This window comes from Streptomyces yangpuensis (genome assembly GCF_024666385.1).
Classification (GTDB): domain Bacteria; phylum Actinomycetota; class Actinomycetes; order Streptomycetales; family Streptomycetaceae; genus Streptomyces; species Streptomyces yangpuensis.
The window spans coordinates 1,912,124-1,937,662 of record NZ_CP102514.1 but is presented as its reverse complement, the minus strand read 5'-3'; the positions used below and the strand labels follow the sequence as shown (position 1 = coordinate 1,937,662).

General features: G+C 71.7%; 20 protein-coding genes. 9 read left to right on the top strand and 11 right to left on the bottom strand.

Annotated features, from left to right (window positions below; translation table 11 throughout):
* Positions 1-21 precede the first annotated feature (21 nt).
* The 8 genes from NRK68_RS08910 to NRK68_RS08875 all read right to left on the bottom strand — a co-directional run bounded on the left by NRK68_RS08910 (position 22) and on the right by NRK68_RS08875 (position 9,935).
* Positions 22-738, bottom strand: coding sequence for an ABC transporter ATP-binding protein (locus tag NRK68_RS08910; protein WP_046775340.1), 717 nt, complete (start codon positions 736-738; stop codon positions 22-24).
* Positions 735-1,808, bottom strand: a complete 1,074-nt coding sequence (locus tag NRK68_RS08905; protein WP_257857805.1) for an ABC transporter ATP-binding protein — start codon at positions 1,806-1,808, stop codon at positions 735-737. Before NRK68_RS08905 ends, NRK68_RS08910 begins: the two co-directional genes overlap by 4 nt.
* A 5-nt stretch (positions 1,809-1,813) precedes the next feature.
* Positions 1,814-3,544: a branched-chain amino acid ABC transporter permease gene (locus NRK68_RS08900; RefSeq protein WP_183069512.1), complete on the bottom strand. Its 1,731-nt coding sequence runs from the start codon at positions 3,542-3,544 to the stop codon at positions 1,814-1,816.
* A gap of 5 nt (positions 3,545-3,549) precedes the next feature.
* The gene (locus NRK68_RS08895) at positions 3,550-4,482 is read right to left on the bottom strand and encodes a branched-chain amino acid ABC transporter permease (RefSeq protein WP_183069513.1); all 933 of its coding nucleotides are present in this window, start codon (positions 4,480-4,482) and stop codon (positions 3,550-3,552) included.
* Positions 4,483-4,598: 116 nt separating this feature from the next.
* The gene (locus NRK68_RS08890) at positions 4,599-5,831 is read right to left on the bottom strand and encodes a branched-chain amino acid ABC transporter substrate-binding protein (RefSeq protein WP_183069514.1); all 1,233 of its coding nucleotides are present in this window, start codon (positions 5,829-5,831) and stop codon (positions 4,599-4,601) included.
* A gap of 540 nt (positions 5,832-6,371) precedes the next feature.
* Entirely contained in the window at positions 6,372-6,773 is a 402-nt protein-coding gene (locus NRK68_RS08885; RefSeq protein ID WP_257855541.1) for a hypothetical protein, read from the bottom strand.
* A 345-nt stretch (positions 6,774-7,118) separates the two neighbouring features.
* On the bottom strand, positions 7,119-7,610 hold the full coding sequence (locus tag NRK68_RS08880; protein WP_183069516.1) for a PaaI family thioesterase: 492 nt from the start codon (positions 7,608-7,610) through the stop codon (positions 7,119-7,121).
* A gap of 54 nt (positions 7,611-7,664) precedes the next feature.
* The gene (locus NRK68_RS08875) at positions 7,665-9,935 is read right to left on the bottom strand and encodes an FdhF/YdeP family oxidoreductase (RefSeq protein ID WP_257855540.1); all 2,271 of its coding nucleotides are present in this window, start codon (positions 9,933-9,935) and stop codon (positions 7,665-7,667) included.
* 200 nt (positions 9,936-10,135) lie between these two features.
* Between NRK68_RS08875 and polA the strand changes: the two genes are divergently transcribed.
* Positions 10,136-12,859 (top strand): DNA polymerase I, encoded by a 2,724-nt coding sequence (polA, locus tag NRK68_RS08870; protein WP_183069518.1) that lies wholly within the window; start codon positions 10,136-10,138, stop codon positions 12,857-12,859.
* A gap of 88 nt (positions 12,860-12,947) precedes the next feature.
* Here polA and NRK68_RS08865 read toward each other — a convergent pair whose 3' ends face one another.
* Positions 12,948-13,808: a DUF4184 family protein gene (locus NRK68_RS08865; RefSeq protein WP_257855539.1), complete on the bottom strand. Its 861-nt coding sequence runs from the start codon at positions 13,806-13,808 to the stop codon at positions 12,948-12,950.
* A gap of 184 nt (positions 13,809-13,992) precedes the next feature.
* Between NRK68_RS08865 and NRK68_RS08860 the strand changes: the two genes are divergently transcribed.
* The 4 genes from NRK68_RS08860 (at position 13,993) to pgfA (ending at position 17,714) form a co-directional block, all read left to right on the top strand.
* Complete coding sequence (locus NRK68_RS08860) at positions 13,993-15,273, top strand: lytic transglycosylase domain-containing protein (RefSeq protein WP_257855538.1); 1,281 nt, start codon at positions 13,993-13,995, stop codon at positions 15,271-15,273.
* A 71-nt stretch (positions 15,274-15,344) separates the two neighbouring features.
* The gene (locus tag NRK68_RS08855) at positions 15,345-16,394 is read left to right on the top strand and encodes a hypothetical protein (protein ID WP_257855537.1); all 1,050 of its coding nucleotides are present in this window, start codon (positions 15,345-15,347) and stop codon (positions 16,392-16,394) included.
* A gap of 170 nt (positions 16,395-16,564) precedes the next feature.
* Positions 16,565-16,705, top strand: a complete 141-nt coding sequence (locus NRK68_RS08850; RefSeq protein ID WP_183069522.1) for an SPW_0924 family protein — start codon at positions 16,565-16,567, stop codon at positions 16,703-16,705.
* Between the two features lie 13 nt (positions 16,706-16,718).
* Positions 16,719-17,714 carry a cell envelope lipid trafficking protein PgfA gene (gene pgfA / locus NRK68_RS08845; RefSeq protein ID WP_183069523.1) on the top strand — a complete coding sequence of 332 codons (996 nt, stop codon included), beginning with the start codon at positions 16,719-16,721 and terminating at the stop codon, positions 17,712-17,714.
* Here the strand turns inward: pgfA and NRK68_RS08840 are convergent.
* On the bottom strand, positions 17,701-20,535 hold the full coding sequence (locus tag NRK68_RS08840; protein WP_257855536.1) for an ATP-dependent RNA helicase: 2,835 nt from the start codon (positions 20,533-20,535) through the stop codon (positions 17,701-17,703). The genes pgfA and NRK68_RS08840 overlap by 14 nt on opposite strands.
* Before the next feature lie 4 nt (positions 20,536-20,539).
* A complete protein-coding gene (locus NRK68_RS08835) occupies positions 20,540-21,388 on the bottom strand; it encodes a class I SAM-dependent methyltransferase (protein ID WP_257855535.1) in 849 nt (282 codons plus the stop codon).
* A 353-nt stretch (positions 21,389-21,741) separates the two neighbouring features.
* Here NRK68_RS08835 and rpsA point away from each other — a divergent pair, with 353 nt between their 5' ends.
* From rpsA to NRK68_RS08815, 4 genes are all read left to right on the top strand, one after another.
* The gene (rpsA, locus tag NRK68_RS08830) at positions 21,742-23,250 is read left to right on the top strand and encodes a 30S ribosomal protein S1 (protein WP_030666059.1); all 1,509 of its coding nucleotides are present in this window, start codon (positions 21,742-21,744) and stop codon (positions 23,248-23,250) included.
* 248 nt (positions 23,251-23,498) lie between these two features.
* Positions 23,499-24,437: a PAC2 family protein gene (locus NRK68_RS08825; RefSeq protein WP_257855534.1), complete on the top strand. Its 939-nt coding sequence runs from the start codon at positions 23,499-23,501 to the stop codon at positions 24,435-24,437.
* A 31-nt stretch (positions 24,438-24,468) separates the two neighbouring features.
* On the top strand, positions 24,469-25,080 hold the full coding sequence (gene coaE / locus NRK68_RS08820) for a dephospho-CoA kinase (RefSeq protein ID WP_183069527.1): 612 nt from the start codon (positions 24,469-24,471) through the stop codon (positions 25,078-25,080).
* Positions 25,081-25,146: 66 nt separating this feature from the next.
* Complete coding sequence (locus NRK68_RS08815; RefSeq protein ID WP_183069528.1) at positions 25,147-25,533, top strand: tetratricopeptide repeat protein; 387 nt, start codon at positions 25,147-25,149, stop codon at positions 25,531-25,533.
* The last annotated feature ends 6 nt before the right edge of the window (positions 25,534-25,539 follow it).

Sequence of the window (25,539 nt, the reverse complement as noted above, 5' to 3'; positions counted from 1 at the left end):
AGGCGGGCCTCACACGTTGTGTCAGTCCTCGCCGAGGTAGGCCTTGCGGACGTCCTCGTTGTGGAGGAGGTCCTGGCCGGTGCCGGAGAGGACGATCTTGCCGATCTCCATGACGTGCGCCTGGTCGGCGAGGGAGAGCGCCGCCTGGGCGTTCTGCTCGACGAGGAGGATCGTCATGCCCGAGGCCTTGAGCTCGGAGATGGTCGACATGATCTTCTGCATCATCAGCGGGGAGAGGCCCATGGAGGGCTCGTCCAGCATGAGGAGCTTCGGCTGGCACATGAGCGCGCGGCCCATGGCGAGCATCTGCTGCTCACCGCCCGAGAGGGTGCCGGCGGCCTGCTTGCGACGCTCGCCCAGGATGGGGAAGAGGTCGTAGGCGCGCTGGATGTCCTTCTCGATGCCGTCCTTGTCGCTGCGGAGGAAGGCGCCGAGCTGGAGGTTCTCCTCGATCGTCAGCCGGGGGAAGATGTGGCGGCCCTCGGGGGAGTGCGCCAGCTTCAGGGCGACGATCTTGTGGGCGGGGACACCGACGAGGGGCTGGCCGTCGAAGGTGACGCTGCCCGCGGTGGGCTTCAGGAGCCCGGAGAGGGTGCGGAGGGTGGTCGTCTTGCCGGCGCCGTTGGTGCCGACGAGGCAGACGATTTCACCTTCGTTGACCTCGAAGGAGATTCCCTTGACGGCTTCGATCTTGCCGTAGGCGACCTTGAGGTCCTCGACCTTGAGCAGTGCGGTCACTTGGCCTCTCCTTCCGTGCTGGTGGTGCTGGTGGTGCTGGTGGTGCTGTCCGCGTCGGCGTCCGTGTCCGAGTCGGTGGGGGCCTCGGCGTCCGAGTCGGCCGCGGGGGCCTCGTCGTCGTCCGCGGCTTCCGCCTCGGTCTCGGCGGCCGCTTCGGTCTCGGCCTCGGCTTCGGCCTCAGGCTCGGCCTCGGCCTCCGCCTCGGCCGCGGCCTCGGCGTGGGCCTCGGCGGCTTCGACCTCGGCGACCTCGGCCGCGCCCGGTTCGCCCTCGAAGGGGGTGCCGAGGTAGGCCGCGATGACGCGCTCGTCGCCCTGGACTTCGGAGGCGGTGCCTTCGATGAGCTTCTCGCCCTGGACGAGACAGGCGACGCGGTCGCACAGGTTGAAGATGAAGCGCATGTCGTGCTCGATGACGAGTACGGCGATGCCCATGTCCCGGATCGCGAAGATGAGCTCTTCGGCGGCGCGGGTCTCCTGCGGGTTCATGCCGGCGGTGGGCTCGTCCAGGAGGATGAGGCCGGGGTCGCTGGCAAGGGCGCGGGCGATCTCCAGCTTGCGCTGTTCGCCGTAGGGGAGGTTCTTCGCGAGGTGGTCGGCCTTGTGCTCCAGGCCGATGAACTCGAGGAGTTCCATGGCGCGTGCCTCGCTGGCGGCTTCGGCCTTCTTGAAGCCGGGGCCGCGCAGCAGGGCGGACCAGAGGCCTTCCTTGGTGCGGGTGTGGCGTCCGACGAGGACGTTCTCCAGCACGGTCATGTTGTGGAAGAGCCGGATGTTCTGGAAGGTGCGGGCGATGCCGGCCTCGGTGACCCGGTGGGGCTTGGGCGGGAGGACCTTGCCCTTGTAGCTGACGGAGCCCTCGGTGGGGACGTACAGCCCGGTGAGGCAGTTGAAGAAGGTGGTCTTGCCGGCGCCGTTGGGGCCGATGAGTCCGACGATCTCGCCCGCGTTGACCTGGAGGTCGACGCCCTTGACGGCGGTGAGGCCGCCGAAGCGCATGGTGACGCCCTTGGCTTCGAGGACCGTGGTCTTCGTGGTGGTCGTGGTGGTGGTGTCCGTGGTGGTCGTCATGTTGTTCACGCCCCCGCCTTGGCGGTGGCCAGGTCCTTGGGGGCCTGGTCAGCGGTGTCGTCGTGGAACTCGAGCTGCGCGCGCTTGTTGGCGATGAGGCCTTCAGGGCGGAAGCGCATGAGCAGGATGAGGGCGATGCCGAAGGCGAGGAGCTGGTAGTCCTGGAGGAAGGCCAGCTTCGCCGGGATCAGGAAGAGGAGTGCGGCGCCGAGGATGGGGCCGCGGATGGTGCCCATGCCGCCGAGGATGACGGCGGCGAGGAGGAACGCGGAGTTCGGCGGGACGGGCCCGGCGAAGACGTAGTTCTCGGGGACGACCGTGGTGTTGACGTGTGCCTGGACGGTGCCGGCGAGGCCGGCGAGGGTGGCGCCGAGGGCGAAGGCGATGAGCTTGACCTTGAAGCCGTTGATGCCCATGGCTTCGGCGGCGGTCTCGTCCTCGCGGATGGCGACCCAGGCGCGGCCGATGCGGCTGTTGCCCGCGCGGGCGAAGACCAGGACGACCAGGGCCATCACCAGCAGCATCAGGAAGTAGTAGTTGGCGTAGGCGCCGAGTTCGATGCCGGCGACGGTGTGGGACTCGCCGAAGTTCCACCCGAAGATTTCGAGGTGGGGGATGTTCGGGATGCCGTTCGGGCCGTTGGTGACGTCCGGGCCGGAGGTGCCGTCGAGGTTGCCCATGGCGATGCGGAAGATTTCTCCGAAGCCGAGGGTGACGATGGCGAGGTAGTCGCCGCGCAGGCGGAGGGTCGGTGCACCGATGACCACGCCGAAGACGAGGGAGACGATGGCGCCGACGATGACCGCCGCCCAGAAGGGGAGGTGGATGCCGAAGGCGGAGGCGGTGCTGCCGGAGACCAGGGCGGCGGCGTAGGCGCCGACGCCGAGGAAGGCGACGTATCCGAGGTCGAGGAGGCCGGCGAGGCCGACGACGATGTTCAGGCCGAGGGCGACGGTCGCGAAGATCAGGATGTTGACCGCGATCAGCGTGTAGGTGTCGCCGCTCTGCTGGATGAACGGGAAGGCGATGGCGGCGGCCGCGGTGCCGAGGAGGGTGACCTGGCGGTTGTTCGCGGTGAGGACCGAGAAGCGGGCGAGGAGGCCCGACTTGTTCAGGGCGAGGGCCGCGAGGCCGACCGTGATCAGGTAGGCGACGAAGAGCTGCGGTTCCTTGTCATCGGTGTCGATGCCGAAGGTGATGACGAAGAGGCCGAGGGCGAAGACGCCGGTGATGATGAGGATTTCGGCCCAGTTGGGCAGCGTGCTCTTGGCCGGGGTGACCTTGCGGCTGTCGTCGGGGAGCTTGTACGCGGCGAGGGCCGGGACGAGGGAGCCGACGAGGGCGACGTAGGCGCCGGGTTCGAGGTTGATCACGCCGCCGAGGACGACGGTGATCGCGATGACCGTGAACCAGGTGGCTGCGGCGTTGCCGAGGGCGAGGAACCAGATGGCCTTGCGGGAGCCGGCGGGGGTGAGCCAGCCGAAGCCCTTGACGCCGAGCGCGGAGAGCGCGTGGACGAGGGTGAGGGCGGCGCCGGCCAGGGTGATGTACTGCAGGTCGGCGGGGCTGCCGTAGAAGGTGAGGTCGCCGGGGAAGTCGGCGGTCCACGTCCAGGCGAGGAAGGCGCTGACGATGGTGAGGAGGCTGCCACCGATGATCGCGTAGAGGAGCGCGGCGGGTGCGGGTGCCGTCTTCGCGGTCTGGGTCTGCGTCTGCGGGGTGGTGTCTGTGGTCATGGTTCTCACGCCCGATCCGTGACGCGCTGGCCGAGCAGGCCTTGGGGCCGCACGAGGAGGACGACGATGAGGAGAACGAAGGCCCAGACGTTGGACCAGGCTCCGCCGCCGAGCTGCTGCATGCCGGGGATCTCTTCGATGTAGGCGATCGAGAGGGCTTCGGCGAGGCCGAGGACGACGCCGCCGACCATGGCTCCGTAGATGTTGCCGATGCCGCCGAGGACGGCTGCGGTGAAGGCCTTGAGGCCGAGGATGAAGCCCATCTCGAAGTTGATCTGGCCCTTGTCGACGCCGTAGGCGACGGCTGCGACGGCGGCGAACGCGGCACCGATGGCGAAGGCCATGACGATGATGCGGTCGGTGTTGATGCCCATCAGCTTGGCGGTGTCGGGGTCCTGCGCGGTGGCCTGCATGGCGCGGCCGCTGCGGCTCTTCTGGACGAAGACGCCGAGGGCGAGCATGCAGAGCGGGGCGAGGATGAGGACGAAGAGGTCCGCACGCTGGATCGCGAGGCTGTCGGTGATCTTGAAGGCGGGGCCCGTGAACTCGGGGAAGCTGACGGCCTTCTTGGCGTCCGGGTAGAACTGCCAGACGAGCTGCTGGAGCGCGATCGAGAGGCCGATTGCGGTGATGAGGGGTGCGAGCCTGGGAGCGCTGCGCAGGGGGCGGTAGGCGAAGCGTTCGGCTGCGCATGCCACGGCGACGGAGCAGATGGCGCCGCCGATGATCATGACGGGTATCGCGATCAGCAGGCTGGTGCCGGTCGGGAGGATGGCGTAGGCGGTGAGCGCGCCGAAGCCGCCGATCATGAAGATCTCGCCGTGGGCGAAGTTGATGAGCTGGACGATGCCGTAGACCATGGTGTACCCGATGGCGATGAGACCATAGAGAGCACCGAGGGCCAGGCCATTGGCCAGCTGTTGCGGCAGTTCGTGCACCGCAGGGCCTCCGATGAGCGTGTCGGATAAGACTCCGCGCGAGGGCACTGTTTGCGCCCTCGCGCGGCGTTGGTTCAGGTGTTGCGGGTGTTACGGGTGGTGCTGGGTGTTACGGATTACTGGTTGAAGGTGTCGCTCTTGACGTCGACCCACTTGCCGCCCTCGACCTTGTAGACGGTGAGCTGCTTGTTGGTGGTGTCGCCGTACTGGTCGAAGGCGACCTTGCCGGTCACGCCCTCGAAGGAGACCTTGCCGAGAGCCTCGACGACCTTGGCGCGGGCGTCGGTGGGGAGCTTGCCGCTGTTGGCGGCGACGACGGCCTTGACGGCCTGGATGACGGCCCAGCCGGCGTCGTAGGAGTAGCCACCGTAGGCGGCGTACGGGTCCTTGTAGCCCTCGGCCTTGTAGTCCTCGATGAACTTCTTGGCGGTTTCGAGCTTCTCGACCGGGTAGCCGATGGAGGTGGCGAGGTCGCCCTCGTTGGCCTCACCGGAGGCGCTGATGAAGGCGGGGTCCTGGATGCCGTCGCCGCCCATGAGCGGGACGTTGGCGCCGGTCTTCTTGATCTGGTCGGCGAGCAGGCCGCCCTCGGGGTACTGGCCGCCGAAGTAGACGGAGTCGGCGCCGGAGGACTTGACCTTGTCGGCGGTGGAGGAGAAGTCGGTCTCCTTCACGGTGACGTGGTCGGTGCCGGCGACCTCGCCGCCGAGCTTCTTGAACTCGTCGGCGAAGATCGCGGCGAGGCCGGCGCCGTAGGTCTGCTTGTCGTCGACGATGAAGACCTTCTTCTTGCCGGCGTCCTTGAAGAGGTACTGGGCGGCGAACTTGCCCTGGACCACGTCGGTGGCGGCGGTGCGGAAGTAGGTGTCGAAGCCGCGCTTGAACTCGCCCTTGCCCCAGTTGTCGCCCTGGCTGAGCGCGGGGTTGGTGTTGGCGGGGGAGACCTGCGCCAGCTTGGCGGAGGCGAAGACGCCCTGCATCTGCTGGGCGACGCCCGAGTTCAGGGGGCCGACGACGCCGAGGACGTCCTTGTTGCCGACGAGCTTGGTGGCGTTGGCCTGGCCGGAGGCCGGGACGGCCTGGTCGTCGAGGGCCTCGACCTTGAACTCGATGCCCGGGACCTCGTTGTTCTTGTTGGCCGTCTTGGCCGCGAGGTCCACGGAGTTCTTGATGCCCTGACCGAGAGCGGAGAGGGATCCGGTGAGCGGGGCGTCGACGCCGATGACGACGACGGTCTTCTTGCCGCCGCTGTTGTCCTTGGAGCCTCCGTCGCGCGATCCGCAAGCGGTGAGGGTCAGTGCTCCCGTGGTGATCACGGTGGTGAGGATGAGCAAAGAACGGTGTCGCACGATTCTTCCTTTCCCTGGCGCAGCCCTCTGTCGAGGTGCCGTTGGGTCGCCGGGCCGCACTGGAGAGGTCCACGGCCGTGCTGATTCGCGCCCTGCGGCGCGGTGACTGGCCGTGACTCTAGGGCCGAGGTGGCGAGCACCGGGAGGCGGGAAAGGAGGATGTGACGCTCTTGTTATGCCAAGGCCAAGAATGTGTGGTGGGAGTTTGAACAAACCGGACATTTAGGTACCCCAGAGATCGTCCGCATCGTGAGAAATCGCAGTTCCTCTAAGGGGCTTGAGCCCTTCATGCTCCTGTCTTAGATCAAATTGAGCCGAATGTGGCTGCGCGTGCCCAAAAGAATCCTCCGGGTGGTCATTCCCAAGGGAAAAGGCGGATTCGAGCCGTCCTGGGCATTACGCAGCGTGATGATTGCGGTGGTGTGTCGGGACTGTGAACGATCTTGGGTGGACGGGGGAAAGGCCCCTCACCTGCGGTTCGACCGCGCGGAGGCATCTGCCCGGAAGGCGGACAGCCTGCACGGAATGCGGTGACGCCGGTCACACCGGCGGACGCTGGCTCTCCGAGCTGCCGGTCGCACCGCCCTGCTCGGCGCAGCGCCGCGCCACGAACCGGTCGATCAGCTCAAGTGCCTTGTCCCGCCCGGCAGTTCGCTCCTCGGCGCGCCCCGCGGCCACCGCGTCCTCGTGGATCGCGTACTGCTCGTTGGAAAGCCCCTTCTGCTCCCAGTCGAGGCCGGACCATTTCGTGCCCAGGAGGGTCTCCTTCGCCCAGTAGGACACGAGGCTCGTGCACACCTGTACGGGAGAGACGGGGGTGGGGGCGGAGGGGCTCGCGGAGCCCGCCGCGGGGGGTGGCGCGGAGGAGGAGCATCCGGTCAGGGCGAGCGCCGCGAGCAGGGTGTGGGCGGCGTACCGGGCCGTACAAGGCGTGGTCCCCATGGGGGGACGGTAGGCGGTGGCCACCGACGAGACAACAGATGTCACCGCGAAGCGTGCGGAGTGGCCAATTCCGGGCGGTTGACCGACCGGCGGCCCCGCTGGCCGCCGGGTCGGGTGTGAAACGCCTGCCCCTGGACTACGTCCTCGGCGTCCTCGGGTGCGCCGGGGACCCGGCGGCGCTGCCGGTCGTCGAGGGGTTCCTCGGGCGTCGGCGAGCCTGCGGTGCGCCGGGAGGCGGCCCGCGCCGTGCCGGAGCTGCGCCATCGCCTCCGGGGCGGCCGGGCGGGGCCGGCCCGAACCCCGGTGGCGGGCGGTGGCCTGCTCGTCGGGGCCGTGCGGGCCGGGTCAGGCCTGCGCGTGGGCCTCGGCGCCGCCGGCGACCTGGTCGACGTCGCGCAGCAGGCAGGTCAGGCGGGCGGTGCAGATCCGCTTGTCCTGCTCGTCGGTGATGACGATCTCGAAGGTGGTGGTGGAGCGGCCGCGGTGCACCGGGGTGGCGACGCCGGTGACGATGCCGCTGCGGGCGCCCCGGTGGTGGGTGCAGTTGAGGTCCACGCCGACGGCGATCTTGGTGATGCCGCCGTGCATCATGGCGCCGATCGAGCCGAGGGTCTCGGCCAGTACGGCGGAGGCCCCGCCGTGCAGCAGTCCGTAGGGCTGGGTGTTGCCCTTGACCGGCATGGTGCCCACGACGCGGTCGGCCGAGGCCTCCAGGATGCGGATGTCCATGCGCTCGCCGAGGTCTCCGGCCGAGAACAGCGCGGGCAGGTCGATGCCCAGGGCCGCGTACTCCTCGAGGACCTCCTGCGGGAACTTCACTGCGTGCTGCTCACCCATGGTCAGGCTCCGTTCGTCAACGCTCGTTAACTTCATTTCCTGACGGTCGTTCTATCAGGCCGGTTCGAAGCGCACGACGACGGACTTGCTGGCCGGGGTATTGCTGGTGTCCGCGGTCGAGTCGAGCGGGACCAGGACGTTCGTCTCGGGGTAGTACGCGGCCGCGCAGCCGCGGGCGGTGGGGTAGTGCACGACGCGGAAGCCGGGCGCGCGCCGTTCCACGCCGTCCTTCCACTCGCTCACCAGGTCGGTGTACGAGCCGTCGGCGAGGCCCAGCTCGGCGGCGTCGGCGGGGTTGACCATGACGACGCGGCGGCCGCCGGTGATGCCGCGGTAGCGGTCGTCGAGGCCGTAGATGGTGGTGTTGTACTGGTCGTGGCTGCGCAGGGTCTGCAGGAGCAGGCGGCCCTGCGGGACGCGGGGGTACTCCACGGGCGCGGCGGTGAAGTTCGCTTTGCCGGTGCGGGTGGGGAAGCGGCGTTCGTCGCGCGGGGCGTGCGGGAGGCGGAAGCCCTCGGGGCGGGCGGCGCGGGCGTTGAAGTCCTCGAAGCCGGGGACCACGCGGGAGATCCGGTCGCGGACGGTGGCGTAGTCGCGCTCGAACTCCTCCCACGGGGTGGCGGAGGCGGGACCCAGGACGGCGCGGGCCATCCGGGCCACGATCGCGGGCTCGGAGAGCAGGTGCGGGGAGGCGGGGGCGAGGTTGCCGCGGGAGGCGTGGACCATGCCCATGGAGTCCTCGACGGTCACGAACTGCCTGCCCGTGGCCTGGACGTCCTTGTCGGTGCGGCCGAGGGTGGGCAGGATCAGGGCGCGCCGGCCGGTGACCGCGTGGGAGCGGTTGAGCTTGGTGGAGACGTGAACGGTGAGGGAGGTGCGGCGGATGGCGGCCTCGGTGACGTCGGTGTCGGGGGTGGCGCCGACGAAGTTGCCGCCCATGGCGAAGAGGACCTTGGCGCGGCCGTCACGCATGGCCTGGATGGAGCGGACGACGTCGTAGCCGTGGCCGCGCGGCGAGGTGATGCCGAATTCCTTGTCGAGGGCGTCGAGGAAGGCGGGGGCGGGCCGCTCGAAGATGCCCATGGTGCGGTCGCCCTGGACGTTGGAGTGGCCGCGGACGGGGCAGACGCCGGCGCCGGGGCGGCCGATGTCGCCGCGCAGCAGGAGGAGGTTGACGACCTCGCGGATGGTGGCGACGGCGTGCTTGTGCTGGGTGAGGCCCATGGCCCAGCAGACGATGGTGCGCTTGGACGCCAGGATCATGGCGAGGGCGCGCTCGATCTCGGGGCGGGTCAGGCCGGTCGCGGTGAGGGTGTCGTCCCAGTCGGCTTCCTTCGCGGCGGCGGCGAGGTCCTCGTAGCCGTGGGTGTGCTCGCGGATGAAGGCCTCGTCGGTGGCGCCCTCGGTTTCGATGACGAGCTTGTTCAGGAGGCGGAAGAGGGCCTGGTCGCCGCCGATGCGGATCTGCAGGAAGAGGTCGTTCAGGGCGGTGCCCTTGAGCATGCCGAGGGGGGTCTGGGGGTTCTTGAACCGTTCCAGGCCGGCTTCGGGCAGCGGGTTCACCGAGATGATCTTCGCGCCGGCGGCCTTGGCCTGTTCCAGGGCGGAGAGCATGCGCGGGTGGTTGGTGCCCGGGTTCTGCCCGGCGACGATGATCAGTTCGGCCTGGTGGAGGTCTTCGAGGGAGACGCTGCCCTTGCCGATCCCGATGGTTTCCGTCAGTGCGGAGCCGGAGGACTCGTGGCACATGTTGGAGCAGTCGGGCAGGTTGTTGGTGCCGAACTCGCGGGCGAAGAGCTGGAAGAGGAACGCGGCCTCGTTGCTGGTGCGGCCGGAGGTGTAGAAGAGGGCCTCGTCGGGGGAGCCGAGCGCGTTCAGCTCCTCCGCGATGATCGCGAAGGCGCGGTCCCAGCTGACGGCCTCGTACCGGTCGCCGCCCTCGGGAAGGTACATGGGCTGGGTGATGCGGCCCTGCTGGCCGAGCCAGTAGCCGGAGCGGCCGGCCAGGTCGGCCAGGGGGTGCGCGGCGAAGAACTCGGGGGTGACCCGGCGCAGGGTGGCTTCCTCCGCGACGGCCTTGGCGCCGTTCTCGCAGAATTCGGCGGTGTGCCGTTTGTCGCCCTCGGGCCAGGCGCAGCCGGGGCAGTCGAAGCCGTCCTTCTGGTTGACCTTGAGGAGCGTGCGGGCGGTGCGGGCCAGGCCCATCTGCTGCTGCGCGATCCGCAGGGTGTGGCCGATCGCCGGAAGTCCGGCCGCCGCGTGCTTGGGCGGTGTGACCTGCGGTGCGTCCTGTACCGGATCGCCTGTGGGCGGCTTGGTCGCCATCGCGCTCCCCTTCGAGCGTTCGTACGTGCGCAGCACGGGTGGCCGCGTGCTTCGATCCTTGCACGACCCATGGGATTCGGGGGAGGGCGGTCCGGTGTCCGTGGTGTCCGCCCGGGTGCGCGGGGGGCGTCCGGTGGGGCGGGTGCGCCGGTGGGGGCGACGGGCCGGAATTGTCGGTGGGGGCGCCTAGGATCGGGGACGTGGCAGATTCAGCATCGAAGAAGACGGACCAGACGACCGCAGCGGACCGCCCCCGCCTGATGCTCATGGACGGGCACTCCCTGGCGTACCGGGCGTTCTTCGCGCTGCCCGCGGAGAACTTCACGACCGCGACGGGGCAGCCGACCAACGCCATCTACGGCTTCGCGTCGATGCTGGCGAACACGCTGCGCGACGAGGCGCCCACACACTTCGCGGTGGCGTTCGACGTGTCCCGCAAGACGTGGCGTTCGACGGAGTTCCCCGAGTACAAGGCGAACCGTTCCAAGACGCCCGACGAGTTCAAGGGGCAGGTCGAGCTGATCGGCGAGCTGCTCGACGCGATGAAGGTGCCGCGGTTCGCGATCGACGGTTTCGAGGCCGACGACGTGATCGCGACGCTGGCGACGCAGGCGGAGGCCCTCGGTTTCGAGGTGCTGATCGTCACCGGCGACCGGGACTCCTTCCAGCTCGTGTCCGAGCACACGACCGTGCTCTACCCGACCAAGGGCGTCTCGGAGCTGACGCGCTTCACGCCGGAGAAGGTCGAGGAGAAGTACGGGCTCACCCCGCAGCAGTACCCGGACTTCGCGGCCCTGCGCGGCGACCCGTCCGACAACCTGCCGGGCATCCCGGGCGTCGGTGAGAAGACCGCCGCCAAGTGGATCACGCAGTTCGGGTCGTTCGCGGAGCTCGTGGAGCGTGCCGAGGAGGTCAAGGGCAAGGCCGGGCAGAACTTCCGGGACCACCTGGAGGCCGTCAAGCTCAACCGGGTCCTGACCGAGATGGTCAAGGACGTGGAGCTGCCCAGGGGCGCCGCCGACCTGGGCCGCCTGCCGTACGACCGGGCCGCGGTGACCGGGGTGCTGGACGTGCTGGAGATCCGCAACCCGTCGCTGCGGGAGCGGCTGCTGGCCGTGGACCCGGGCGCGGCCGGGCAGGAGGCCGCCCCGGCGCCGGCGCCGGGCGTCGAGCTCGACGGGTCCGTGCTGGGCACGGGCGAGCTGGCGCCGTGGCTGGAGAGCCACGCGGGCGGGCCGCTGGGTGTCGCGACCGTCGACAGCTGGGCTCTCGGCCAGGGCAGCGTCGCCGAGATCGCGCTGGCCGCGGCCGGGGGAGCCGCCGCCTGGTTCACGCCGGCCGAGCTGGACGAGAGTGACGAGCGGGCCTTCGCGGCCTGGGCGGCGGACGCGGCCCGTCCCAAGGTCGTGCACAACGCCAAGGCCCTGATGCGGGTCTTCCCCGAGCACGGCTGGAGCCTCGCCGGCGTCACCATGGACACCGCGCTCGCCGCCTACCTGGTCAAGCCGGGCCGGCGGTCCTTCGCGCTGGACGCCCTGTCCACGGAGTACCTGCACCGTGAGCTGGCCCCCGCCGCCGCGGACGGGCAGCTCGCCTTCGGCGCCGACGAGACCGCCGAGGCCGAGGCGCTGATGGCGCAGGCCCGCGCCGTCCTGGACCTGGGCGACGCCTTCTCCGGCAAGCTCGCCGAGGTCGGCGCGGCCGAGCTGCTGCACGACATGGAGCTGCCGACCTCCGAGCTGCTCGCCCGGATGGAGCGCGCCGGCATCGCCGCCGACCGCGACCACCTGGAAGCGATGGAGCAGCAGTTCGCCGGCGCGGTGCAGCAGGCGGTCAAGGAGGCGCACGCGGCGGTCGGCCACGAGTTCAACCTCGGCTCGCCCAAGCAGCTCCAGGAGGTCTTCTTCGGTGAGCTGGACCTGCCGAAGACGAAGAAGACCAAGACCGGCTACACCACGGACGCCGACGCGCTGGCCTGGCTGGCCACGCAGACCGACCACGAACTCCCGGTGATCATGCTCCGGCACCGGGAGCAGGCCAAGCTGCGTGTCACCGTCGAGGGCCTGGTCAAGACCATCGCCGCCGACGGCCGGGTGCACACCAGCTTCAGCCAGACCGTCGCCGCGACCGGCCGGCTGTCCTCCACCGACCCGAACCTGCAGAACGTGCCGGTGCGCACCGACGAGGGGCGGGCCATCCGCCGCGGCTTCGTCGTCGGCGAGGGCTTCGAGTCGCTGATGACGGCCGACTACAGCCAGATCGAGCTGCGCGTGATGGCCCACCTCTCCGAGGACGAGGGCCTGATCGAGGCGTTCGCGTCCGGCGAGGACCTGCACACCACCGTCGCCTCCCAGGTGTTCGGGGTGGAGCGCGACCAGGTCGACGCCGAGATGCGCCGCAAGATCAAGGCCATGTCCTACGGCCTGGCCTACGGGCTGTCCGCCTTCGGCCTGTCCCAGCAGCTGGGCATCGAGCCGGCCGAGGCGCGCGGCCTGATGGAGACCTTCTTCGAGCGCTTCGGCGGGGTCCGCGACTACCTCCAGCGCGTCGTGGACGAGGCCCGGGCCACCGGATACACGGCGACGGTCTTCGGCCGCCGCCGGTACCTGCCCGACCTCAACAGCGACAACCGCCAGCGCCGCGAGGCCGCCGAGCGGATGGCGCTCAACGCCCCGATCCAGGGCACCGCCGCCGACATCGTCAAGGTCGCGATGCTGCGCGTCGACAAGGCGATCACCGAGGCCGGTCTGCGCTCGCGGATGCTGCTCCAGGTCCACGACGAAATCGTGCTGGAGATCGCCCCCGGCGAGCGGGAGCAGGTGGAGGAGCTGGTGCGCCGCGAGATGGGTGCCGCCGTCGAACTCCGTGCCCCGCTGGACGTGTCGGTGGGCGTCGGCTCCGACTGGGAGTCCGCCGCGCACTGACCCCGCGCGCCGCGCCGGGCGGTGTGCGGCGTGCTGCACGCGGCGTGCGGCGCGCCACGACGAGCGGGCAGCGCCCGTCCCCGTCCGCTCAGGCGGCGGGGACGGGCGTTCGCGTCTCCTCGTCCGAGCGCTGCCTGTCCCGGTCGCGGCGCTGCCGCAGGCGTACGAGGACCCCGTAGACCAGCAGGGCCACACTGAGGCCGCCGCCCGCACCGAAGCAGACGGTCGGGATGATGTCGAGGGGCGTACGGATCCGGTCGAAGAAGGTGAAGAAGCGGATCACGCGGAAGGTCACCCCGATCGAGACGCCCGCCCCGATCAGCGCCAGCGCACCCCAGTACTCCGCGCGGCCCAGCACCGGCACCGACGCGGGCGGCGGGGACGCCGGCAGGCGGCGCAGCGCGGTCGCCGTGAACCACAGCAGCGCACCGGCCGCGATCGCCGAAGTGCCGTACTGCAGGAAGGTGTACGGCGGGAAACCGAAGGCGATGGGCTCACCGAGCCAGGGCAGTGCGTTCGTCCCCCAGCGGTCCATGTGCGTGAAGCTGTCCCACAGCACGTGCGTGAGCGAACCGATGACGGCCGAGACGTAGAACCAGGCGAGGAGCGCGGGCAGTCGACGGTGTACGCGCCATTCCTCGCCCCGCACGAAGGCGTGGACCCTGCCGCGCAGGCGGCGCGGCAGGAGCGCGACGAGCGGCTCGCGCAGCAGCAGCCAGCACCCCACGAGGCCGGCGGTGAGCACCGCGTCCAGCGTGAGGATCCCGGGCAGTGAATGCGTGACGCTCCCGTACGCCATGAAGCCCTCGACGACCGCGTCGGTGAAGTAGAAGGTGTCCGGTGCGAAGGAGCCGAGGACCATCGCGGAGGCGACGAGGGGACCCCGTGCACGCCCCGTCCGGCGGATGGCCGGAAGTACGGCGGCCGCATGGCTGAGAGTGAACGGCATGGCACCTCTTCTGCGCGTTGCTGCGGTCGTTCCCTACTTCGGGCCAATGCGCCCGAAGGGTCCCGACAGTATGCGTGAGCTGCCTGTGGACGTGGGGATCCGGTGAATTCCGGCCCGTGGTGCGTGTCCATTGCAGGGAGTTGACGTAGGGTCACGCGGACGTCGAGGGGGAGGGGTCCGGCTCATGTCGTCTCGGATATTCGGCCGCAGGCTGCGCAGGGGAACGACGGCCGCGCTGGTCTGTGCGCTGACGGCCGCCGCGCTGACCGCTTCGCGGGGCCCGGCGGGCCCGGTCCCGGACACGGCGGTCACGGCCGGCGACAGCGCGGACCGGCCGCTCCCGGCGCCGGGGAGCGGCGGCGACTCGGCCTACTTCACCGAACTGCCGCCGCTGGTGAGCCCGCAGCCGCCACCGGTACTGCTGCCGGACGGGCCGCCCGAGACCCGGCCGCAGGAGCAGCCGGCGACGCCACAGCCGGCGACGGTGGTCGCCGTGGGCGGGGCCGCGCAGGGGATACCGGCGAGCGTACTCGCGGCGTACCAGCGGGCCGAGAAGACGGTGGGGCGGAGCGACCCCGGATGCGGACTGCGCTGGCAACTCCTCGCGGCCATCGGCAGGGTGGAGTCCGGTCAGGCGCGCGGCGGCCAGGTGGACGCGGCCGGCACCACCCTGCGGCCGATCCTGGGTCCGGTCCTCGACGGCAACGGCTTCGCGAACATCGCGGACACCGACGGCGGCGCGTACGACGGCGACGCGAGGTACGACCGGGCGGTCGGGCCGATGCAGTTCATCCCCTCCACGTGGGCGGCCTGGGGCCAGGACGCGGACGGCGACGGGCGCCGCAACCCGAACAACGTCCACGACGCGGCCCTCGCGGCAGCCCGCTACCTGTGCGCGGGCACCAGGGACCTCCGGGTGGAGGCGGACCTGGACCGTGCGGTGCTGTCCTACAACCACTCCACGGAGTACCTGCGGACGGTGCGGTCCTGGTTCACGTACTACCTGAAGGGGACGCACGAGGTCCCGGACAGCGGCGGTACGACGGCTCCCGCACCCACGGCCCCGTCGCCGAAGCCCACCCCGAAGCCGGACCCGGCACCGACGCCCACCCCGGACGCGAAGCCGAGCCCGACACCCACGCCGAGCCCGACACCGACGCCGGACCCGAAGCCCACGCCGACGCCTGCACCGACTCCGACCCCGACCCCCACACCGACGCCCACCCCCACACCGACGCCCACCCCCACACCGACGCCGGACCCGAAGCCCACGCCGACGCCTGCACCGACTCCGACCCCGACACCCACACCGACGCCCGGTCCGACCGTGACCCCGTCGCCGAAGCCCAGCCCCACGGCGAGTTCCGGGCCGACCCGGCGTCCGACGCCGACGCCGACGCCGACGCCGACTCCGGCTCCGGGTCGGACCTCGACGCCGAGCGCGAGCCCGACCGGTACCCCGTAGGGCAAAAGGAGTTGGCGGCCCGTCACCCGACCCCTGATGATTCCGGTTGTTCAGGGGGCGGAGGAGGGTGCATGGCCGATGTGTTCGCGTGTGCGGGGTGCGGAGCCGCGCTGACGGCCTCCCTGACGCGGGTCGCGCTCCCCGCCCGCGCCCACCAGCGCTACGGGCACGACCTGCTGCCCGCCCTGATGGAACAGGGCACCTACGCCGTCGACCCGGAGCCCTCCGGCCCGCCCTGGCGGCCGTGGAGCGGGATCGGGGCCGACGAGGCGGCCGCCCGCGGTGTGTTCGCCCCGGTCCCCTCCCTCTCCTTCGGGCCGCCGGGCACGTTCCTCGTCGCTCCGGGCGATACCCGCGACACCGTCCTTATCCCCGAGCGCTGCGACGGCTACTGCCTGGGCCTGGACGGTCGGGCCGGCCCGAACCTGGCCTGCGCGCACTGCGGACGGGCAGTGGCCACCCGCATCGACGACTGCACGCTCTGGCAGGTGGTGCGGCTCGACCCGGCCGCCGTCGACCGGATCCCCTCCGCGGACCCCGCCCCGACCGCCGACTGGGCCGAGCTCACCCGTGACCCGCAGTACGCGCCGCCGATCGAACCGCCCGGCCGCTGGAGCCCGCAGTGGGAGGCGGCCGTGGCGGTCGCCCTGGCCCACCTCCTGGCCGTCTCGGGAGGAAACCGCGTCAGCGTCCCCGCGGGCCTCCTCGCCACCGCCTTCGGCCGCGCGCTCGACGGGCTGCTCCCGGCCGGGCCGACGACGAACATCCTGGCCCTGGCCGGACCGGGCCTGCCCACCCCCACTCCCGCCACCGGCATCGTCCTCGTCCCGCAGCACCCGCAGACGGGTGAAGCCTGGCAGCCGCCGTCCGGCACCGCCGAGGCCGTGCCGCTGGCCGCCGACGTATGGATGCACCTGGCCTTCCACGACGACCGGCGGCTGGTCCCCGCGACCGGCGTGCTTCCCGACGGAGTCCTGCGTGACGATCCACTGCCCCGCCATCCGTGGAGGGTCTTCCGCCCCGACCGCAGCGTGCTCCTGCACACCCTGTCCCGGCTGCCCGCCGTCCGCGAACCCTGGCTGCGCGCGATCCACGACCGCCTGAGCAGCCGCCCCTGGTAGGCCTTGTCCTCAGAGGGGGTCCCCGGCGCCCGTGCGCCGGTGTCCACGCTCAGGGCCTGCACAGGTCGGGGGCCGTTCCCGCTGATCCACGGTCCGGACGGTTCTCATCTCGACCCCGCGTTGCTACGGTGCCCCATCTCTGACGCCTCATCAGATCCCGGAGCACCGGCATGCGCGCATTCGTCGCCGCCGTCGTCGGCCTCGCGGCCGCGCTGGCCCTCGTGTTCGCCCTTACGGCGTTCGGGGTGCCCGAAGGCGAGACCTCACCCAAGCCCCTGCTCACCACCGCGCCCCCCGCGCCCGGAAAGTAGAGGAGGGCCGGGCGTGCGACGCAGAGCGAGCCTTGTCCTGCTGGCCGTCGCCGTGTTCTGCGCGGCCCTCGCGCCGCTGCTGCGCTGGTACGCGTACCCACGGCTCGCCAAGATCCCGCCGAACCAGTACCAGGAGATGGTCCTGGAGGCGAAGGACGCGACCCTCCTCGACTACACCGGCGGCATGCAGCCCAAGAAGGTCGACAAGGTCACGATCGTCCAGACCCTCAAGGGCAACGTGGAGGCGTCCAGGGAGATCGAGACCAGCGCCGGCAAGGACGTCGTCGTCTGGGACACCCTGTCCTACATCATCGGGCCCGACGGCAAGATGGTCTCCCAGATCCCCGAGCGCTACATCTTCGACGCCCACACCCAGGATCCCGTGCACGCCACGGGCGAGATGGTCGACGGCGACGCCGTCAGACGCGAGGGCATCGAGTTCAAGTGGCCCTTCTTCACCGAGCCGCGCGACTACCTCTACTTCGACGCCCAGACCCGCACCTCCTCGCCGATCCACTACGTCGGACCGCGCACGTACCGGGGTATGGACGTCTACTACTTCGAGCAGACCGTCCCCTGGACGAAGGTCCCCATGCCGAAGAAGATGCCGATCGAGGGCATCGACCCGGCCACGATCGAGGCGGCCACCGGCACCACCCTCTGGTACACGGCGAAGGCGATGTTCTGGGTCGACCCGGTGACCGGGGCGCCCGTCAACGCCGAGCAGGAGATCCAGCAGGAGATGCGCGGCGGGATCGCGGCGGGCGGCCCCGACGGCAAGCTCACCGCCTTCGCCGGGCACGTGAAGATGCGCGAGGACTACGCCGAACACACCCTCGACCTGGTCGCCTCCAACCGTACGAAGGTCCTCGCACTGCACACCTACGCCCCGGCCGGCCTGGCCGCCGGCGGGCTGGCGTTCCTCGGGCTCGCGCTGTGGCTGGAGGCCCGCGGCCGCCGCGCACGGGACGGGGTGCCGGAGGGCGGCGAAGGGATCAGCCCCGCCTGAGCCGGGCGTTGGTGTGGCGGGTGGGCTCGGCGGTGGCCGGATCCTCCGGCCACGGGTGCTTGGGATAGCGGCCGCGCAGCTCCGCGCGGACGGCCCGGTAGCCGCCCTGCCAGAACGAGGCCAGGTCCGCGGTGACGGCCGCGGGCCGCCCGGCCGGCGACAGCAGGTGGACGAGTACGGGAACCCCCGCCACCCGCGGGGTCTCGGCCAGCCCGAACAGCTCCTGGAGCTTCACCGCGAGCACCGGCTGCTCGGCGGTGTAGTCGACGCGGATCCGCGAGCCGCTGGGGACCTCGATCCGCTCCGGCGCCAGCTCGTCCAGCCGGACCGCCTCGCCGGTGGCCCACGGCAGCAGCCGGTTCAGGGCCTGGCCGGCGTCGATCCGGGCCAGGTCCGCGCGGCGCCGGGCGCGGGACAGCTCCGGCTCCAGCCAGTCGTCGGCCCGCGCCAGCAGTACGGCGTCGTCCGCCACGTCGGGCCAGGGGCCGCCGAGCGTCCGGTGCAGGAACCCGAGGCGGGCCCGGAGCCCTTCCGCGTCCGCGGACCAGCGCAGGAGCCCCACGCCCTCGGCGCGCAGCCCGTCGAGCAGGGCGGCCCGTACGAGCGCCGGGTCGGGGCTGCGCAGCGGGCGCGTCGCGAGTTCGATCGCGCCCAGCCGCTGCGCCGCGCGGGTGACGACGTCCCCCTCCTCCCAGCGCACCTCCTCGGCGTCGGTCCGCAGGTGGGCGGCGGCGGTCAGGGCGGTGTCCTCGTCGATGACCGCGGCCAGCCGGATGCGTGCGGAGGCCGAGTGCGGGGGCCGGTCGGCGACGGCGACGGCCAGCCAGGGCGCGTGCCGCAGCGGTGACCCGTCCCCGAGCCCGGCCCCGGTCCCCGAGGCCATGAGGAAGGCCCCCTCGCCCCTGGCCTTCGCCACCCGCTCGGGGAAGGCGAGGGCGGCGACGAGCCCGGCGGCGAGGTCATCGGGTGCGGCGCCACCGCCGCGGCTCGGCCCCGCACCCCGCTCCTCGAACGCCGGAGGGGCTGGATTCGCCGGCTGTCGTGCACCGGTGTCCGCGGCGGAGGCCGGGATCCCGGCCCCGGCCGCGGAGCCCGGCGCCATGGAGCCGGTGCCGGTGCCGGTGCCGGGCGCGGGCACGCGCCCGGCGACTCCGGCCCCGGTTCCGGACGGGCGCCCCGCGGCCCCGGACGGGGTCCCGGTCCCGGATGCGGAAGTGCGCCCCGCCCCGGTTCCGGTCCACGCCCCGGCCCCTGCCCCTGCCCCGGTCCCGGCCCCGGTCCCGGCGGGGGTCCCGGAGGCGGGTTCCGCAGTGCCTCCCGCAGGGGCAGCGGCGCGCTCCAGACGGCGGGCCTCCGCGCGCCAGCGTGTCGCGTAGGAGTCGGTGCCCGCGCGGGCCGCGCGCCAGGCGGCGGCCAGGTCGTCCCCGTACTCGCGCGGCGGCTCCTCGCTCAGCAGCGCCACCACCTCCGCCGCCCGGCGGGCGCCGAGTGCGGCGCCGCCGTCCAGCAGGGCCCGCGCCAGCCGCGGGTGCAGCCCGAGCCGGGCCATCCGCAGCCCGCGCGGGCTCGGCCGGCCGGCCCCGTCCACCGCGCCGACGGCCAGGAGCACCTCCCGCGCCGCGGCCATCGCCCCGGCCGGCGGGGCGTCCAGCAGCGCCAGCCCGGCCGCGTCCGGGTCGCCCCAGCACGCCGCCTGCAGGGCGAACTGCGCCAGGTCGGCGATGCGGATCTCCGGCGCCGGGAATGCCGGCAGCCGGCCGTCCTCCGCCTCCGTCCAGCAGCGGTACACCACGCCCGGAGCCTCGCGCCCGGCCCGGCCCGCCCGCTGGCGCCCGGCCGCGCGGGAGGCCCGTACGGTCGCCAGCGCACCCAGCCCCCGGGCGTGGTCCACCCGCGGTTCGCGGGCCAGCCCCGAGTCGACCACCACCCGCACCCCGGGGACGGTCAGGCTCGACTCCGCGACCGCCGTCGCCAGGATCACCCGGCGGTGGCCCGCAGCCGTCAGCGCCGCGTCCTGCACGGCCGCCGGGGCCCGGCCGTGGACCTGGAGCACCTCCGCGTCCACGCCGCCCAGCTGCCCCGCCACCCGGGCGATCTCGCCGACGCCGGGCAGGAAGCACAGCACGTCACCGGAACGTTCCGCCAGCGCCCGCCGCACCACCGAGGCCACGTGCGCGAGCTGCGCCGGATCCACCCGCATCCCGTGCGGGGGCCGCACCGGGCGGGCCGGCGGCGCCCAGACGGTCTCCACCGGGTACGACACCCCCGCCGCCTCCACCACCGGCGCACCCCCCAGCACCCGGGCCCAGCCCGCGGAGTCCGTCGTCGCCGAAGCCGCCACGAGCCGCAGCTCCGGGCGCAGGGTCTCCCGTACGTCGAGGAGGAACGCCGCGACCGTGTCGGCGTCCAGGTGCCGCTCGTGGCACTCGTCCAGGACGACCACGTCCACGCCGGACAGCTCCTGGTCGCGCTGGAGCCGCTGCAGCAGCACCCCGGTGGTCACCACCTCCACCACCGTGCCGGGCCCGGCCACCCGCTCCCCGCGGACCGTGAAGCCGACCGAACCGCCGGTCTGCTCGCCCAGCAGCCACGCCATCCGGCGCGCCGCCGCCCGGGCGGCGATCCGCCGCGGCTCGGCCACGACCACCCGGCGCCGGGGGCCGCCGCCCACCAGGCCCGCGAGGACCAGCGGGACCAGCGTCGTCTTGCCGGTGCCGGGCGGCGCGCACAGCACCGCGGCGCCGTGCGCGTCGAGCGCACGGACGAGCCCGGGCAGGGCCTCGCGTACGGGAAGGGCGTCGAGGGCGGCCTGGCGGATCAAGGGGTCAGGCCCTCTCGCAGACGAAGATCGCGGTGCCGGGGATCAGGTTGCCGCGCAGCGGGGACCAGCCGCCCCACTCCTGGCCGTTCCACTCGGGCCACTCGGGCTCGACGAGGTCGAGCAGGCGGAAGCCGCCCGCGACCACGTCGCGGACCCGGTCGCCGACGGTGCGGTGGTGTTCGACGTACACGGCGCGCCCCCGCTCGTCCTGCTCGACGTACGGGGTCCGGTCGAAGTAGGAGGCGGAGACGGTCAGGCCCTCGGGGCCGGGTTCGTCGGGGAAGGCCCAGCGGACGGGGTGGGTCACGGAGAAGACCCAGCGGCCGCCGGGGCGCAGCACCCGGTGCACCTCGCGCATGACGTTGACCGGGTCCGCGACGAAGGGGACGGCGCCGTAGGCGGAGCAGGCCAGGTCGAAGGAGCCGTCGCGGAAGGGGAGGTTCCCGGCGTCCGCCTCCACGAGGGGGATGTCGTCGCCGATGCGCAGGGCGTGCTGGAGCTGGCGGTGGGAGAGGTCCAGGGCCACGGGACGGGCGCCCTGGGCGGCCAGCCAGCGGGAGCACTGGGCGGCGCCGGCACCGATCTCCAGCACGTCCTTGTCCTTCAGGGAGGCGGCGGGGCCGAGGAGGGCCGCGTCCGCCTCGTCGAGGCCCTCGGGGCCCCAGACGAAGCGGTCGTCACCGAGGAAGGCGCCGTGCTCGCTCTGGTACTCGTCGGCGTTGCGGTCCCACCAGCCGCGGCTCGCCCGGCTGCTCTCCGCTTCCCCGGCGTCACGGCGTGTGGCCTCGGCGTCGTCCGCGGAGCCCGGATCGGCCGTGTACGCGTTCTCGGGGGCGTCGTCCTCTTGGTTCATGGGGCCCGTCGTCGTAGTCTGCGAGTGTCTTGGGAAGTGGCAGGAACCGCCATCAGGGCGTTCCCGCCCATGAATTGTGCCGGTTGTGCGGTGATCCGCCCGGGCTGTGGGCCTTCGCGCATTGACCCTGTCCGGCCGCCCCCGTATGCTACAAGTTGCGCTGCGAGCCTGTGCTCCTCAGACCTAGCAGGCTGCGCTTGCATCTGTTGATGTCCCCTCGGTTTTCGAGGCCCTCCCCGCTTCTGCGGATCAGGGGCTTCCTTGGCTGTCCGGCTTCTTCGGCAGATGCCGATAAGGGCTCCCGGCGTAGCAGTACCTACGACTTTCTGTCCGTAACCGGAGCCCTTTCCCACATGACGAGCAGCACCGAGACCACCTCTACCACTCCGCAGGTAGCGGTCAACGACATCGGTAACGAGGAAGCCTTCCTCGCCGCGATCGACGAAACGATCAAGTACTTCAACGACGGCGACATCGTCGACGGCGTCATCGTGAAGGTCGACCGGGACGAGGTCCTGCTCGACATCGGTTACAAGACGGAAGGCGTGATCCCGAGCCGCGAGCTCTCGATCAAGCACGACGTCGACCCGAACGAGGTCGTCAAGGTCGGCGACGAGATCGAGGCCCTGGTTCTCCAGAAGGAGGACAAGGAAGGCCGTCTGATCCTGTCCAAGAAGCGCGCTCAGTACGAGCGTGCCTGGGGCACGATCGAGAAGATCAAGGAAGAGGACGGCATCGTCACCGGTACCGTCATCGAGGTCGTCAAGGGTGGTCTCATCCTCGACATCGGCCTCCGCGGCTTCCTCCCGGCCTCCCTGGTCGAGATGCGCCGTGTCCGCGACCTCCAGCCCTACGTGGGCAAGGAGCTCGAGGCGAAGATCATCGAGCTGGACAAGAACCGCAACAACGTGGTCCTGTCCCGCCGTGCCTGGCTGGAGCAGACCCAGTCCGAGGTCCGCCAGACGTTCCTCACCACCCTGCAGAAGGGTCAGGTCCGCTCCGGCGTCGTGTCCTCGATCGTCAACTTCGGTGCCTTCGTGGACCTGGGTGGCGTCGACGGTCTCGTCCACGTCTCCGAGCTGTCCTGGAAGCACATCGACCACCCGTCCGAGGTTGTCGAGGTCGGCCAGGAAGTCACCGTCGAGGTCCTCGACGTCGACATGGACCGCGAGCGTGTCTCCCTGTCGCTGAAGGCGACGCAGGAGGACCCGTGGCAGCAGTTCGCCCGTACGCACCAGATCGGTCAGGTCGTCCCGGGTAAGGTCACCAAGCTGGTTCCGTTCGGTGCGTTCGTCCGCGTGGACGAGGGCATCGAGGGTCTGGTCCACATCTCCGAGCTGGCCGAGCGCCACGTGGAGATCCCGGAGCAGGTCGTCCAGGTCAACGACGAGATCTTCGTCAAGGTCATCGACATCGACCTCGAGCGTCGCCGGATCTCGCTGTCCCTGAAGCAGGCCAACGAGTCCTTCGGTGCCGACCCGGCGTCGGTCGAGTTCGACCCGACCCTGTACGGCATGGCCGCGTCCTACGACGACCAGGGCAACTACATCTACCCCGAGGGCTTCGACCCCGAGACCAACGACTGGCTCGAGGGCTACGAGAAGCAGCGCGAGGCCTGGGAGACCCAGTACGCCGAGGCGCAGGCTCGCTTCGAGCAGCACCAGGCCCAGGTCATCAAGAGCCGCGAGGCCGACGAGGCCGCCGCTGCCGAGGGCGCTGCCGCCCCGGCCGCCGGTGGCAACGCCGGTGCGGGCATCTCGGGTGGTTCCTACTCCTCGGAGTCGGACGAGACCTCCGGCGCCCTGGCGTCGGACGAGGCCCTGGCCGCGCTCCGCGAGAAGCTGGCCGGCGGCCAGAGCTGATCGCAGCGCGCTTCGCACCGACGGTGTGAGCAGAGCTGATCGAGTACGACGGTGAGGCCCGTCCCCTTCGGGGGGCGGGCCTCACCGCGTTCCCGGCACGGTGCCGGTGGATACCGGTCCCGGCGCGGATGCCGGTGCCGGTGCGGATGCCGTGATCCGTTGCGTTCCTGTGAATGCGCCCAACTGGGGAATGGCGCCGCCGCCTTGGACGTTCTTCGCAGAGAACGAGACGAGGAGGAGTGGTGGCGGTGCTTGATCCACAGGGCTTGTACGAATGGGATGCCAAGGGTCTGGCGGTGGCGGACCTGGCGGTCGCCCAGGACTCGGCCGGGCTGGTCATGCTGTACCACTTCGAGGGGTACATCGACGCGGGAGAGGCCGGCGAGCAGATCGTCGAGCGGCTCCTGGACACCCTGCCCCACCAGGTGGTCGCCCGCTTCGACGCGGACCGCCTCGTGGACTACCGGGCACGCCGGCCGCTGCTGACCTTCCAGCGCGACCACTGGGCCGAGTTCGAGGAGCCGCGGCTGGAGGTCCGGCTGGTCCAGGACGCCACCGGAGCGCCCTTCCTGCTGCTGTCCGGACCGGAGCCGGACGTGGAGTGGGAGCGCTTCGCCGTCGCCGTCCGGCAGATCGTCGAGCGCCTCGGGGTCCGGCTCTCGGTCAACTTCCACGGCATCCCGATGGGCGTCCCGCACACCCGGCCCGTCGGCATCACCCCGCACGGCAACCGGACCGACCTCATGCCGGGCCACCGCAGCCCCTTCGACGAGGCGCAGGTGCCCGGCAGCGCGGAGTCCCTGGTGGAGTTCCGCCTGTCCCAGGCCGGGCACGACGTCCTCGGCGTCGCCGCGCACGTGCCGCACTACGTGGCCCGCTCCCCGTACCCGGACGCCGCGCTGACGGTGCTGGAGGCGATCACGGCGGCGACCGGCCTGGTGCTGCCGGCCGTGGCGCACGCGCTGCGCACCGAGGCGCACCGTACGCAGACGGAGATCGACCGGCAGATCCGCGAGGGCGACGAGGAGCTGGTCAGCCTCGTGCAGGGGCTGGAGCACCAGTACGACGCGGCCGCGGGCGCCGAGACCCGGGGCAACATGATCGCCGAGCCGGTGGAGCTCCCGTCGGCGGACGAGATCGGCCGCGAGTTCGAGCGCTTCCTGGCGGAGCGGGAGGGCGAGAGCTGACGTACGGCGGGCGCCCCCTATGCTGCGGGGCATGCTGAAAGTGGGCCTGACGGGCGGAATCGGTGCCGGCAAGAGCGAGGTCTCGCGCCTGCTGGCGGGGTACGGGGCGATCGTCGTCGACGCCGATCGGATCGCGCGGGAGGTCGTCGAACCCGGTACGCCGGGCCTCGCGGCCGTCGTGGCGGCCTTCGGGGAAGAGGTGCTGACCCCCGAGGGAACGCTGGACCGGCCCAAACTGGGCTCCGTCGTCTTCGCCGACCAGGACAAGCTCCGGACCCTCAATGCGATCGTGCACCCGCTGGTCGGCGCCCGGTCCGCCGAGCTGGAGGCCGCCGCGGGCCCCGACGCCATCGTCGTGCACGACGTACCGCTGCTCACCGAGAACGGCCTCGCACCCCTCTACGACCTGGTGGTCGTGGTGGACGCGGCGCCGGCCACGCAGCTCGCCCGGCTGACCGCGCTGCGCTCGATGGCCGAGGAGGAGGCCCGGGCCCGGATGGCCGCGCAGGCCACGCGCGAGCAGCGGCTGGCGGTGGCCACCCTCGTCATCGACAACGACGGGCCGCTGGAGGCGCTGGAGCCCCAGGTGCGCAAGGTGTGGGAAGAGCTCACCGCGCGGGCGGCGGGCGGCACCACCGCCTGACGTGTGCATGGAATAGCGGGTGGGGCGGGGGCGTTGAAGGCGCCGGTAGAGGGAAGGATTCATACCGTGTCCGAGACCGCACGCCCCACGCCGTCCAGCCCGGAAACACACGTCATTGACTTCCGGGCGGCCGAGCAGCTGCTCGCCGCACGTGACCCGCGCGGTGCGGTCAAGCTGCTCGACTCGGTCGTGGCCGCCCACCCGGAGAACACCGCGGCCCGGCTGCTGCGCGCCCGGGCCTTCTTCGCCGCCGCCCAACTGCGCCCGGCGGAGCTGGAGTTCGAGCTGGTGCTGGAGCGGGAGCCGGACAACGCCTTCGCCCACTTCGCGCTGGCCCGCACGCACGAGCGCGCTGGCCGGCCCGAGCAGGCCCGCAAGCACTTCCGGCTGGCCGCGGCCCTCGATCCGCAGCCCGACTACCTGGCGGCGGCCCGCTTCGAGGAGCAGGCCTGACCGCTC

What these genes read in the sequence shown, in the direction of transcription:
- NRK68_RS08835 (WP_257855535.1), bottom strand. Translation starts at nt 21,388, where the DNA reads ATGAACCAAGAGGACGACGCCCCCGAGAACGCGTACACGGCCGATCCG.
- NRK68_RS08880 (WP_183069516.1), bottom strand. Translation starts at nt 7,610, where the DNA reads ATGGGTGAGCAGCACGCAGTGAAGTTCCCGCAGGAGGTCCTCGAGGAG.
- NRK68_RS08865 (WP_257855539.1), bottom strand. Translation starts at nt 13,808, where the DNA reads ATGCCGTTCACTCTCAGCCATGCGGCCGCCGTACTTCCGGCCATCCGC.
- NRK68_RS08885 (WP_257855541.1), bottom strand. Translation starts at nt 6,773, where the DNA reads ATGGGGACCACGCCTTGTACGGCCCGGTACGCCGCCCACACCCTGCTC.
- NRK68_RS08900 (WP_183069512.1), bottom strand. Translation starts at nt 3,544, where the DNA reads ATGACCACAGACACCACCCCGCAGACGCAGACCCAGACCGCGAAGACG.
- coaE (WP_183069527.1), top strand. Translation starts at nt 24,469, where the DNA reads ATGCTGAAAGTGGGCCTGACGGGCGGAATCGGTGCCGGCAAGAGCGAG.
- rpsA (WP_030666059.1), top strand. Translation starts at nt 21,742, where the DNA reads ATGACGAGCAGCACCGAGACCACCTCTACCACTCCGCAGGTAGCGGTC.
- NRK68_RS08855 (WP_257855537.1), top strand. Translation starts at nt 15,345, where the DNA reads ATGGCCGATGTGTTCGCGTGTGCGGGGTGCGGAGCCGCGCTGACGGCC.
- NRK68_RS08860 (WP_257855538.1), top strand. Translation starts at nt 13,993, where the DNA reads ATGTCGTCTCGGATATTCGGCCGCAGGCTGCGCAGGGGAACGACGGCC.
- NRK68_RS08850 (WP_183069522.1), top strand. Translation starts at nt 16,565, where the DNA reads ATGCGCGCATTCGTCGCCGCCGTCGTCGGCCTCGCGGCCGCGCTGGCC.
- NRK68_RS08875 (WP_257855540.1), bottom strand. Translation starts at nt 9,935, where the DNA reads ATGGCGACCAAGCCGCCCACAGGCGATCCGGTACAGGACGCACCGCAG.
- NRK68_RS08905 (WP_257857805.1), bottom strand. Translation starts at nt 1,808, where the DNA reads ATGACGACCACCACGGACACCACCACCACGACCACCACGAAGACCACG.